Annotated in this window: 8 protein-coding genes; 6 read left to right on the top strand and 2 right to left on the bottom strand. The window is 59.8% G+C overall.

The window, feature by feature from the left end; all coding sequences use genetic code 11:
• Positions 1-36: 36 nt before the first annotated feature.
• Complete coding sequence (locus tag K6118_RS11620; protein ID WP_247120522.1) at positions 37-1,257, bottom strand: DUF547 domain-containing protein; 1,221 nt, start codon at positions 1,255-1,257, stop codon at positions 37-39.
• Positions 1,258-1,714: 457 nt separating this feature from the next.
• Here K6118_RS11620 and K6118_RS11615 point away from each other — a divergent pair, with 457 nt between their 5' ends.
• The 6 genes from K6118_RS11615 (at position 1,715) to mmsB (ending at position 11,506) form a co-directional block, all read left to right on the top strand.
• The gene (locus K6118_RS11615; protein ID WP_247120521.1) at positions 1,715-3,220 is read left to right on the top strand and encodes a CoA-acylating methylmalonate-semialdehyde dehydrogenase; all 1,506 of its coding nucleotides are present in this window, start codon (positions 1,715-1,717) and stop codon (positions 3,218-3,220) included.
• Positions 3,221-3,369: 149 nt separating this feature from the next.
• Entirely contained in the window at positions 3,370-6,195 is a 2,826-nt protein-coding gene (locus tag K6118_RS11610) for a M16 family metallopeptidase (protein WP_247120520.1), read from the top strand.
• Between the two features lie 85 nt (positions 6,196-6,280).
• Complete coding sequence (locus K6118_RS11605) at positions 6,281-8,203, top strand: S9 family peptidase (RefSeq protein ID WP_247120519.1); 1,923 nt, start codon at positions 6,281-6,283, stop codon at positions 8,201-8,203.
• 34 nt (positions 8,204-8,237) lie between these two features.
• Positions 8,238-9,383, top strand: coding sequence for an acyl-CoA dehydrogenase family protein (locus K6118_RS11600; protein WP_343269951.1), 1,146 nt, complete (start codon positions 8,238-8,240; stop codon positions 9,381-9,383).
• A 5-nt stretch (positions 9,384-9,388) separates the two neighbouring features.
• Positions 9,389-10,444, top strand: coding sequence for an enoyl-CoA hydratase/isomerase family protein (locus K6118_RS11595; RefSeq protein WP_247120517.1), 1,056 nt, complete (start codon positions 9,389-9,391; stop codon positions 10,442-10,444).
• Between the two features lie 171 nt (positions 10,445-10,615).
• On the top strand, positions 10,616-11,506 hold the full coding sequence (gene mmsB, locus K6118_RS11590) for a 3-hydroxyisobutyrate dehydrogenase (protein WP_247120516.1): 891 nt from the start codon (positions 10,616-10,618) through the stop codon (positions 11,504-11,506).
• Here mmsB and K6118_RS11585 read toward each other — a convergent pair.
• Positions 11,493-12,209 (bottom strand): helix-turn-helix transcriptional regulator, encoded by a 717-nt coding sequence (locus tag K6118_RS11585; RefSeq protein WP_247120515.1) that lies wholly within the window; start codon positions 12,207-12,209, stop codon positions 11,493-11,495. The genes mmsB and K6118_RS11585 overlap by 14 nt on opposite strands.
• Positions 12,210-12,420: the final 211 nt, after the last annotated feature.

Below are 12,420 nucleotides of genomic sequence, written 5' to 3'. Positions count from 1 at the left end.
CTTGTACGCGATGGAACGACCTTTGCTGAGAACTATTTACGTCTTGGGCTTATCTTTTTTGTCGTCCTTTTTGGTGCCGTCGAATTCCTCGACCTCAACCTTGCCCTTCATCATGCTCTTATTCTTGCGGACCTGCTTGATATAGTCCTTCACGAAATCCGGGAAGCGGGTGTCGACGTCGGCCTTCTTGAAGTCGGCATATTCGCCAAGGTTCATGGTGGCCACGCCAAGGTTGGCGGCGCCGCCCGCGGCTGCGGCCTCACCCGACATGGCATGGACGATGGCGCTGTCGAGCGCGGCCGGGTTGTTGGCGCTGGCGTTCGCGGTGCTGCGCGTGCCGCCGAACAGGTCCGCGATATAATAGTCGTTGGTCTTGGCCTTGATCTTTTTTGCATCCATGACGCGGGCGCGGTCCCCCAGGTCTTCCGTCAACTGGGCCAGGTGCTTCTGCAGATCGGTCTTCCAGTGCGGAAACAGCTTTTTGTTTTCCTTGTAATAGTCGGAGACGATCAGCTCCTTGCCGCGGATGCGCATCCCGCGGGTGGAGGCGACGAATTCGTGGGCGTTCTTGACCAGAAGCTGGTGGACATTCTGGCCGGTGAAAGCTTCGTCCATGATGTTCGGGCCGCCGATATAGCCCTGGAACAGGCCGTACATCACCAGCGATGTATCCCACTTGTTGATGAGGATATTGTGGATGTCATTGAGCGACAGCTTGACACCCGCGACCGTCAGCACCTTCTTGGCCCACAGCGAATGGCTGCCATACTTCAGCTTCTTCAGGCTTCTGACCGGATATTCATGGGCCAGCATCTCAATCAGCGTGATGTTGTAAAGGTTCAGCCAGTAGGCCAGCTGTTCATTCTTGCTCCACTGTTTCATCGGCACTTCGGCAGGAATTTTTTCCAGGTCGGTGCGGATGTCGTGGACCACCTTCAGGTTTTTTTGATTGTCGGCAAAGGCCGGGAAGACGAGGCGGTTGCCTTCGTTCCGGGTGCTTTTGGTGTTGCCGTGAATGACGCGCGTGCCGATTTCAGGGCGCGGCGCTGGCGCGGTCCGCCCGTGTGAGGTCCCGGCGTCGATGACGGTCAGGTGCAGAATCCGGTTCCAGTCATCATAGTTGATCTGGATCGGTGAGCCCGGGCTTGCACCCCGGAAGGGCTCCGGAATCTTGCTTTCATCCGCATTTGCCTGCAGCGCGAAGGCGCCTGTCGCCAGAAGAAGGGCGACGATACACAACTTGAGTTTGTTTAACATGATGGCTCCCCCTGAGAGCTCTCTATTTTCCCCATACTCTTAACTTCCGTGGTCTGATCGGGGATTGTGCGGCCGTATAAAACTAAAGGCAAGGTCTTATAAACTAAAGTAAAAGTCTTGGGCGCCTTATGCGCAGGGGGCTTTCGGTCTTCATCCTGCGGGTGTAAATATACAGGCGGATGCGTGGTATGGTCCGCCCCGGACCGGCAAGTGGGCTTCCCGTCCAGGCTGTTTAATGAGGCCGCGTGGCGGGACGCTGGAAATTCGTGCATATTCGCACAAAGACCAATGCAAAACTTCTTGGTGACCTGCAATATCGCATAACGTATGCTGCGCTCGATTTTGGGGAAGGATCAGCGGCGGTCTGCGGGACTGAGTGCCCGGCCGCGGCATCGGAATTGATGTCGGGTATCCCGGTGAGGGACGCCCGCCGCGTAATTCATTTGGAGGTCTACTCATGTACGAACGTCATCATTTCATCGGCGGCAAAACCGTCGAAGGCACTTCCGGCCGCTTCGGCCCGATCTATAACCCGTCGACCGGTGAGCAGGCGGGCAAGGTCGCGCTTGCCAGCAAGGCGGAAGTCGAAGCCGCTATCGCCACCGCTGAAGCCGCTTTCCCGGAATGGGCCGGCACTTCGGTCGTCAAGCGCGCCCGCGTGCTGCAGAACCTGGTGCAGGTGCTGTACCGCGAAAAGGACCGTCTGGCAGAAGCCCTGTCGGCTGAGCACGGCAAGGTCTTCTCGGACTCGCAGGGCGACGTGCAGCGCGGTCTCGAGATCGCTGAATTCGCGCAGGGCATCCCGCACCTGATCAAGGGTGAGTTCTCCGATAACGTCTCCACCGGCATCGACATGTATTCGATGCGCAAGCCGCTCGGCGTTGTTGCCGGTATCACGCCGTTCAACTTCCCGGCCATGATCCCGCTGTGGATGAGCTGCGTGGCCATCGCCTGCGGCAACACCTATGTGCTGAAGCCCAGTGAGAAAGACCCGTCGGTACCGCTGATGCTGGCTGAGTGCTGGAAAGAAGCCGGTCTGCCGGACGGTGTGTTCAACGTGGTTTGCGGTGACAAGGAAGCCGTGGACACGGTTTGTACCGACCCGCGCGTCAAGGCTGTGTCCTTCGTCGGTTCCACCCCGATCGCCCAGTATGTCTATGCCACCGCCACCGCGCACGGCAAACGCTGCCAGGCCATGGGCGGCGCCAAGAACCACATGATCATCATGCCGGACGCCGACCTCGACCAGGTCGCCGATGCGCTGATGGGCGCGGCTTACGGCTCGGCCGGGGAACGCTGCATGGCGATCTCGGTTGCCGTGCCGGTCGGCAAGGCAGTTGCCGACAAGATGGTCGAAATGCTGAAGCCGCGCGTTGAAGCGCTGAAGGTCGGCCACGCCATGGACCCGAACGCCGAAATGGGCGCGCTCGTAACCGCAGACCACCTCAAGAAGGTCCGTGGCTACCTGGACCTGGCCGAGCAGGAAGGCGCCAAGGTCGTCGTCGATGGCCGCGACTTCAAATACAACATGCAGGGCTATGAAAACGGCTACTACCTCGGTGGCTCGCTGTTCGACAATGTCACGGCCGACATGCGCACCTACAAGGAAGAAATCTTCGGCCCGACGCTTCAGGTCGTCCGCGCTGAGACCTTCGATGAAGCTGCCACCCTGCCGTCGATCCATGAGTTCGGCAACGGTACCTCCATCTTCACCCGCGATGGCGACACCGCGCGCGAATATGTCAACCGTGTCGAGGTCGGCATGGTCGGCGTGAACGTGCCGATCCCGGTTCCGCTCGCGTTCCACACCTTCGGCGGCTGGAAAAATTCCGCCTTCGGTGACATCAACCAGCACGGCATGGAAGGTGTGCGCTTCTACACCAAGACCAAGACGGTCACCAGCCGCTGGCCGACGGGCATCCGCTCCGGCGCGGAATTTGTCATTCCGACGCTCAACGGCTAAATTACCCGGGCCCGGAAGATGCTTGTCTTCCGGGCTCACCGGTTGTGGGGGAGCAACAATAAAAGTTCTAAGTATATCAATGCCTTCATGACCTGACGGGGAGGATGCGCACGCATCCCTCGAACCTATACAGCGGGAAGATGATTCTCATGAAGATGAAGCTGATTCTTTTAAGTGCTGTCGCGTCGGTGGCCTTGGTGGCTTGCAATCCGTCGGACGGTAAAACTCAGGCGGGGAAAGATACGGCGGCGCAAAATGCGGCGACTGTGGCAGCGGCAGAAAAGCCGGCCCTCGACCTAAAATTTGATGTTCCCTATACGAAATTTACCCTTCCCAATGGCCTGCGTGTCGTCGTGCATGAGGACCATAAGGCCCCGATCGTCGCGGTTGGTGTCTGGTACCATGTCGGCTCGAAGGATGAGCCTGAAGGCAAGACCGGCTTTGCCCACCTGTTCGAACACCTGATGTTCAACGGGTCGGAACACCATAAGGGCGAATATTTCAAGCCGTTCGAAGCGGCGGGTGCCACCAACATGAACGGCACCACCTGGTTCGACCGCACCAACTATTTTGAAAATGTCCCGACCCCGGCGCTCGATATGGCGCTGTGGATGGAATCGGACCGCATGGGCCACCTTCTGGGCGCTATCGACAAAAAGGTGCTGGATGAACAGCGCGGCGTGGTCCAGAACGAAAAACGCCAGGGCGAAAACCAACCTTACGGCACCATGGAAGAGCACCAGCTCAAGGGCCTGTTCCCGGTCGGCCACCCGTACCGGCATTCGACCATCGGCTCGATGAAGGACCTGAATGCCGCATCACTCGACGACGTGAAGGGCTGGTTCAAGCAATATTATGGCGCCGCCAACACCGTGCTGGTGCTCGCGGGCGACATTACGCCCGACAAGGCCAAAGCGATGGTCACCAAATATTTCGGTGACATTCCGGCGGGCCCGCCGGTCAAGCACCTGAAGGAATGGGTGCCGGTCAAGGAGACCAACGTTACTGAAAGCTATGTCGATCAGGCAGCGCCCCAGGTCCGCATTTCGCGCAGCTGGGCTGTGGCCAGCAACAGCAACCTCGATAATGCTTACCTGAACCTGTCTGCCGACATCCTGGCAAATGGCAAGAACAGCCGTCTCTACCAGGCGCTTGTTTACAAGAACCAGCTTGCGGTCAGCGTTTCGGCGGATGACCAGCCGTTTGAGCTGGCAAATATCTTCGATATCACGGTGCAGCTGAAGCCGGGCGCGGATGAAGCCAAGGCCAATCAACTCATCAACGACGTGATGAAGGAGTATCTGGCCAAGGGCCCGACCGCGGATGAGCTCCTGAGGTCCAAGACCAAGATCCTGTCGAACAATATTCGCGGGCTTGAGCAAATCGGCGGCTTCGGCGGCAAGGCCACGGCGCTTGCCCGGGGCGAGCTTTATGCTGGTGATCCAGCCTTCTTCGAGAAAATGCTCGATAAGATGAACCGGGCGTCCGTTCAGGATGTGACCGAGGTCACCAAAAAGTGGCTCGGCAAGGGCTATTACCAGCTCACGGTTCGGCCGGAACCCAAATACAAAACCACCGCGTCCGACGTGGACCGCACCAAGGGGGTTCCTGCGGTGGGCGACATGCCGTCGCTCAAGTTCCCGGCGATCAAGGAAGCCACGCTCAAAAACGGCATGAAAGTGGTTGTCGTCGACCGGCCGACCGTGCCGGTCGTGGGTATGGTGATGCAGTTCAATGCGGGCTATGCGGCGGATGCCGGGCGTCCGCTCGGGACCGCGAAGTTCGCGCTTTCCATGCTGGATGAAGGCACCAAGACCCGCTCCTCGCTCGAGATTGCGGCTGAAGAGGAACGCCTGGGCGCCAATATCGGCACAGACTCCGATGTGGATATGAGCCAGGTCTTTATGAGCACGCTGAAGCCCAACCTGGCGAAATCGCTGGCGCTGACGGCGGATATTGTCCGCAACCCGGCCTTCAAGCAGGATGAGCTCGACCGGCTGCGCTCGCGCTGGCTCGCCACTATCCAGTCTGAAAAGGCACGTCCGGTTCGTTTGGCGCTCAGGACCCTGCCGCCGCTTCTTTACGGTAAGGGGCATGCCTACGGCATACCGCTTACCGGCTCGGGGACTGAGGACTCGATCAAGGGGCTGACGCGTAATGACCTCGTCCAGTTCCAGACCGACTGGATCAGGCCGGATAACGCCACCATCTTTATGGTGGGTGATATCACGCTGGATGAAGCCGTGCCCGCACTTGAAAAAGCCTTCGGGGACTGGCAGGCACCTGCCACACCGATCCCGACCAAGAATATCGCCACGGTGGCTCTGCCGAAGCATGCCCGGGTGATCATCATGGACAAGCCGGGTTCGCCCCAGTCGCTGATCCTCGCCGGCCACCTGTTCCCGCCGTCAGGCGCCAAGGACTATCTGGCCGAGGAAACCGCAAACGACATTCTGGGCGGTGAGTTCACCTCGCGCGTCAACATGAACCTGCGCGAGGACAAGCACTGGGCTTATGGGGCTTACACCTTCACGACCAATGCCCGCGGTCAACGTATGTGGCTTGTTTATGCGCCGGTTCAGACCGACAAGACGGTCGATTCCATCGAGGAGCTGGAGAAGGAATTCACCGGCTATCTTGGCAAGCATCCGGCCACCGAGGCGGAGCTTGAGAAGATCATCCAGAAAAAGGTCAACAGCCTTCCTGGTGAATTCGAAACCGGGGCTGCGGTGATGCAGAGCATGGTCACCAACAGTCGGTTCGGACGTCCGCTCGACTATGTCACCACGCTGAAGGCGCGCTATGATGCGCTCGATCTGGCCAAGGTTCAGGCCGCGGCGAAGGCTGACATGCATCCGGGTCAGCTGACTTGGCTGGTGGTCGGGGACCGCACCAAGATCGAGGCCGGCATCCGCAAGCTGGGCATCGGTGATGTCGAGGTGTGGGACAAGGACGGCAACCGCCTGGACAAGTAAGCTAAAAACATGCGGGCGGGGCCATGCGTCCCGTCCGCTTTTAAGATAAGGCCCACTTGAACACCCTTTTGGGAAAGGACCGACGATGAAACTCTGGATAACGGCAGGATTGATTGCCCTGGGCGCGACCGTCGCGCACGCTGATGACAAGAAAGCCTGGAACAACCCGGCGGATATTCCGGCCGCGGCGCCCGTTTCCGTGGGTCTCGCCGGTAAGTATCCGGCGGATGTCACCCGTTTCCTGATGGCGCGGGGGGCATCTGATGTCCATCTCAACAAAGACGGCAGCCTGATGGCCTATCTGAGCCGGGAAACCGGCGTGCCGCAAATCTGGGTGGTGAACCCGGAAGGCGGGCAGCCGAAACAGCTTACCTTCGGTGGCGGCGTCACCTTCTATGCCTGGGACCCGGAAGGCAAGCATATCCTCTATGGCGCCGACAAGGACGGCGACGAGCGCGAAGCCTTTTATATGATCAGCTCGAACGGCACCCAGGAACGCGTGGTGCTGCCGCACACAGGCGCCTTCCGCCGCTTCGGTGCTTTCTCATCCGACGGCACGCAGTTCGTCTATGCCTCGACCGAACGTAACGGCCGCGATTTCGATATCTATGTCGCTGATACCGCCACGGGCAAAAACCATATTGTCTATAAGGGTACGTTCGGTTTCTTCCCGGTTTCGTGGCAGCCGGGCGGCGACACCGTTATCGTCAGCGAAGTGCGTGGCGAAGACGCCAACAACGTCTATTTCCTCAATGTTAAAACTGGTGCGCTGGAGACGGTGTTCAAACCCAAGGTGGCCGCGTCCTATACCGACTTCACCTGGCACTGGAGCGGCAAGCGCTTCTATTTCGCCACCAATGAGGGCCGTGAGCATAAGGCCGTCGCCGTCTATGATATGACCACGGGCGAGGTGAAGACCATCTCGGAGAGCGACTATGACGCCGCCAACGTGCTTATGTGCGCCGGTGGCCGCTATCTTGTCTGGACCACCAACGAAGGCGGCTATGACAAGCTGCACATGTATGACTATATGCTGCACCGCCCCGCCAGCTTGCCGTACCTGCCGGACGGCCTGATGCAGATGAGTTGGGTGGGGATACCGGAATCCCGCATGTCCATTCGGATCAATGGCCCACAAACGGCAGGCGATGTTTACTTCCTCAAGGTTTCCGAAGGCGAGCTCTATCACACGCTGAAACCCAACATGGCGGGGCTTGAGACCAACCGCATGGTGCGGCCGGAACCGGTGAGCTTCAAGGCACGGGACGGCGTGACCGTCCATGGCCTTCTTTACGTGCCGGTCGGGGTGACCATGCCGCCCGTTGTCGTGGACGTCCATGGCGGGCCGACCTCACAGGCAAGGCCGAGCTGGCAGCCGGTGACCCAGTATCTCGTTGGCAAGGGCATCGCTGTCCTCGATATCAACGTCCGTGGCTCCACCGGCTACGGCAAGACCTACGCCCGGCTGGATAACCAGGAAAAACGGCTCGATAGCGTGCGTGACCTTGTCGATGCGGTTGCCTGGATGAAGAAGGACGGCCGGGTGGATGCCTCCCGCGCGGCGGTGATGGGGGGCTCCTACGGCGGCTATATGGTCAACGCCGTGATGGGCGCATACCCCGGTGTCTTCAAGGCCGGGGCCTCGTTCGTCGGCGTGTCCGACTGGGTGCGCGCACTTTCCGAGGCCTCACCGTTCCTGAAGGCCAGTGACCGCATCGAATATGGCGACATCAGTGAGAAGCGCTGGCAGGAATTCTACGCCAAGAATTCGCCGATCAACACGGTCTCGCAAATCACCGCGCCCATGTTCTATGAGCATGGCGCCAACGACCCGCGGGACCCGGTCACCGAATCCGACCGCATGGTCATGGCGCTCAGGGCCAAGGGCGTGCCGGTCGAATATCTCCGCTTCCCTGACGAAGGTCACGGCATCCGCAAGATGAATAACCGTATTACTTTTTACCGGCGTCTGGCCGCTTTCCTTGAGAAGCAGCTGAAGGCGCAGTGAGACAAACAAGAAGCTATAAAAGCAAGAAGAGGGACTGAGTTTGGATTACCAGTTGAATGAGGACCAGCGCGCCATTCAGGAAATGGCCCGCAACTTCACCGCCGACTGCATCACGCCCCATGCAGCCGAGTGGGATGAGAAGAAGATCTGGCCGGCCGATGTCGCCAAGTCCGCCGGTGAGCTCGGCTTCGGCAGCATCTACGTCAGCGAAGAAGGCGGCGGCTGCGGCCTGAGCCGGGTGGAAAGCGTGCTGATTTTCGAACAGCTTTCCCAGGGCTGCCCGTCGACCGCGGCGATGATCTCCATCCATAATATGGCGACCTGGATGATCGATTGCTTCGGCAACGAAGACCAGCGTGAGCGTTTTGTGGGGGATCTGGCGACCTTTGAGAAGATGGCCAGCTACTGTTTGACCGAACCGGGCGCAGGCTCGGATGCCGCAGGGCTCAAGACCCGCGCGGTCAAGGACGGTGATGAGTATGTGCTCAACGGCTCCAAGGCGTTTATCTCCGGCGGTGGCACCAGCGACATTTATGTTGTGATGGCGCGCACGGGCGACAGTGGTGCCAAGGGCATCAGCTGCTTCATCGTTGAGAAGGGTACGCCGGGGCTTTCTTTCGGCGCGCAGGAAAAGAAAATGGGCTGGCACAGCCAACCCACCGCCGCCGTGATGTTCGATGACTGCCGCATTCCCGCCGCCAACCTGGTGGGTGAGGAAGGCCAGGGCTTCAAGATCGCCATGCAGGGCCTCGATGGCGGCCGTCTCAATATCGCGGCCTGTTCGCTCGGCGGTGCCACGCGCGCGTTCAACGAAGCCGTGGTTTACGTGAAGGACCGCAAGCAGTTCGGCAAGGCCATCGCCGATTTTCAGGCGACCCAGTTCAAGCTGGCCGACATGGCGACCGACCTCGAGGCCGCGCGGCTGATGCTCTATGCCGCCGCCCAGAAGGTCAGCAATAAGGCGCCGGACGCCGCGTCCGCGGCCGCGATGGCCAAGCGCTTCGTCACCGACGTCTGTTTCGATGTTGCCAACGCTGCGCTCCAGCTGCATGGCGGCTACGGCTACCTGCAGGATTATCCGATCGAACGGATTTTGCGTGACCTTCGGGTGCACCAGATCCTCGAAGGCACCAACGAAATCATGCGTGTGGTTATCTCCCGCGCGCTTTTGAAGGACTGAGTTTCATGACCGACGCTGAAGTTTTGTTTGAAACCAAGGGCAATATCGGCCTGATCACGCTCAACCGCCCGGGGGCGCTCAACAGCCTCACGCACGGCATGTGCGTGGCGATCAAGCGCCAGCTGGACGACTGGGCCAAATTACCGTCCGTGCAGGCGGTTGTCGTGGTCGGCGCGGGTGAGAAAGCCTTCTGCGCCGGCGGAGACGTGGTCAGGGTCGCCAAGTCCTACAAGGAAGGCACCGGCGAGTGGCGCGACTTCTTCCATGACGAATATCTCATGAATATCGCCATCGATGAGTTCCCCAAGCCTTACATCAGCCTGGTGGACGGCATCGCCATGGGCGGCGGTGTTGGCGTGTCGATCCCCGGGGATTTCTGGGTCGCGACCGAAAAGACGCTGTTCGCCATGCCGGAAACCGGGCTCGGTCTGTTCCCGGATGTCGGCGGCGGCTGGTTCCTGCCGCGCCTGCCCGGTGAAACCGGGATGTACCTTGCGCTGACGGGCGCGCGGGTGAAAGCGCCGGACCTCTATGCGCTCGGCATTGCCAGCCATGTCATCGCCTCCAATCAGGTGGACGAGGTGATCGGGGCGCTCGCGTCGGCCGAAATCGAAGGCAATGACGATGTGCGCAAGCTCTTGGGCCGCTTCCATGCCGACCCGGCCCCCGCGCCGCTCGTCGAATATTATGACGAGATCGACGGCATCTTCGCTGGTGTCCGTGTCGACGAAATCCTGCATATGCTGGAGCTGGATGAAACCGACTGGTGCCAGCAGACGTTCAAGATGCTGATGACCAAGTCGCCCACCAGCCTCAAGCTCACCTTCGCGCAGCTCCGCCGTGGCGAAGTGCTGGAAAATTTCCGCGATAACATGCGCATGGAATACCGCATGGTGAACCGGGTGATGGAAGGCCACGACTTTTTCGAAGGCGTGCGCGCGATCCTGATCGACAAGGACATGAAGCCGGTGTGGAACCCCGCGGGCCTCGACCGGGTTTCGGACGAAACCATCGACCATTATTTCGCGCCGCTCGGCGACGGTGAATTGGATATCGACTAATGAATACGGGACCGTTCATAGCGGTGTTCCTGGGCTCGCCGATCAAGTCGGCGAGTGACGACATATAATAATTCTCGTCATGCGACGGCTGGACCGGCGCATCCAGGAACACCGGCGGCTATGATCGTCCCGCCAAGTAGCTGTAAACAGGGTAGAAACAAGGATAAGAAAATGACGACAATCGCATTCATCGGGCTCGGCAACATGGGGCTGCCCATGTCCAAGAACCTCCTGGGCGCCGGCTTCACCGTGCGCGGGTTCGACCTTGCCGAAATCGCACGGGAGCACTTCACCGAAGCGGGCGGCAAGGCCTTCACCTCGGTCGCCGAAGCCGTGCAGGGCGCGGACGCCATCATCACCATGCTGCCGAACGGTGGCATCGTGAAGACCGTCTATGAGGGCGCGGACGGTGTGTTCGCGAACGCCAAGAACGGCGCCCTGATGATCGACAGCTCCACCATTGATGTGGAAACCGCGCGCGCGGTGGCCTCCGCCGCTGAGGCGAAAGGCTTTTCCATGGTGGATGCGCCGGTTTCCGGCGGTGTCGGGGGTGCGGCGGCGGGTACGCTTGCCTTCATGGTCGGTGGCTCGGACGAAGCTTTCGCGCGCGCCAAACCGGTCCTGGAGCCGATGGCGGGCAAGATCGTCCATTGCGGCCCGTCAGGCAACGGCCAGGCGGCCAAGGCTTGCAACAATATGCTGCTGGCGATTTCGATGATCGGTGTTTCCGAAGCCTTCAACCTCGGCCGGTCACTCGGGCTGGAAGATCAGGTCTTCTTTGATGTGGCGGCGAATGCCTCCGGCCAGTGCTGGTCGCTGACCTCCTACTGCCCGGTGCCGGGGCCTGTGCCCGCGTCGCCCGCGAATAATGACTATAAGCCGGGCTTTGCGACCGCGCTGATGCTGAAGGATTTGCGCCTGGCCATGCAGGCGGCAGGCTCAACCGGGGCGAACACGCCCATGGGCAAGAAGGCGGCAGAAATATATACCGCCATGGACGAAGCCGGCCATGGCGGTGTGGATTTCTCAGGCGTTATCAAGCACCTGACTAACTCGCTGTAGCGTAAGCCATTTCCTGGTTGCGGGCTGCCTGAGCGCGGCCCGCGGCCCCATAGCGGATAACCGCCTGGGTGCGGTTCTGAACCCCCAGTACCTTGAAGATGGCGTGCATGTGCGCCTTCACCGTCCCTTCGGCAATCGAAAGCCGGGCGGCGATTTCCTTGTTGGGCAGACCGTCCGCTGCCATCGCCAGGATTTGCTTCTGGCGGTAGGACAGGCGGCTGAAGTCAATGTCGCTGTCGGGACGACGGGCTATCAGGCTGCTATCCCCACTCCTCGGTGCGGGCATGTCCATCATGCGGCGGACATTCGGCGCGGCGGGCTGGCTGGCCACGGTGCCAAAACCGTCCAGCGGCAGCTTGAGCGCGCGGCGGATGGTCATGACGATTTGGCTTACGCTGGCCCCACGGTGGACCGTCGGAACGCCGTTCGGCACCATCGCAGCTTGACCGGCACGGTCCAGGATCACCACAATCGCGGCGTCCGGGTACAGGCGCTTGGCCAGCTTCAGGCAGTCCTCACCATCTTCCCCGAGGCTACCGGGGTGGACGATGATCAGGGAAAAATCTGCGTGGTGTGCAGTGCGGGCCAGAAACTCGTGTTCGCTGCCGGCTTCCAATATTTCATGGAAGTTCCCGGAGACAGAAATAACTTCTCTCAACGAAAGTCGATATAGTTCCTCGGCATCTACAATCAGAGCTTTCATAGAATTTCCTCGCTGTTAGTTTAGCTGTCGTTTAGCTTGCAGGTCCCACGCCGCTATTTTTTAGACATTCCGAAGGACCCGGTTCCTCATGTTTTTTTTCATATTATCGCAAAACGTCTCTTCTCACGGTTGCGCTGCGATAAACCGAGTATATGGAACGACGAGCTGAAAGATTAGCGGGTCTATGGTTTAAGTTTTGACCGAAAGGTTT

The organism is Kordiimonas marina, assembly GCF_023006325.1.
Classification (GTDB): Bacteria; Pseudomonadota; Alphaproteobacteria; order Sphingomonadales; family Kordiimonadaceae; genus Kordiimonas; species Kordiimonas marina.
This window is presented reverse-complemented; position numbering and strand designations above follow the sequence as displayed.

What these genes read in the sequence shown, in the direction of transcription:
- K6118_RS11620 (WP_247120522.1), bottom strand. Translation starts at nt 1,257, where the DNA reads ATGTTAAACAAACTCAAGTTGTGTATCGTCGCCCTTCTTCTGGCGACA.
- K6118_RS11615 (WP_247120521.1), top strand. Translation starts at nt 1,715, where the DNA reads ATGTACGAACGTCATCATTTCATCGGCGGCAAAACCGTCGAAGGCACT.
- K6118_RS11610 (WP_247120520.1), top strand. Translation starts at nt 3,370, where the DNA reads ATGAAGATGAAGCTGATTCTTTTAAGTGCTGTCGCGTCGGTGGCCTTG.
- K6118_RS11605 (WP_247120519.1), top strand. Translation starts at nt 6,281, where the DNA reads ATGAAACTCTGGATAACGGCAGGATTGATTGCCCTGGGCGCGACCGTC.
- K6118_RS11595 (WP_247120517.1), top strand. Translation starts at nt 9,389, where the DNA reads ATGACCGACGCTGAAGTTTTGTTTGAAACCAAGGGCAATATCGGCCTG.
- mmsB (WP_247120516.1), top strand. Translation starts at nt 10,616, where the DNA reads ATGACGACAATCGCATTCATCGGGCTCGGCAACATGGGGCTGCCCATG.
- K6118_RS11585 (WP_247120515.1), bottom strand. Translation starts at nt 12,209, where the DNA reads ATGAAAGCTCTGATTGTAGATGCCGAGGAACTATATCGACTTTCGTTG.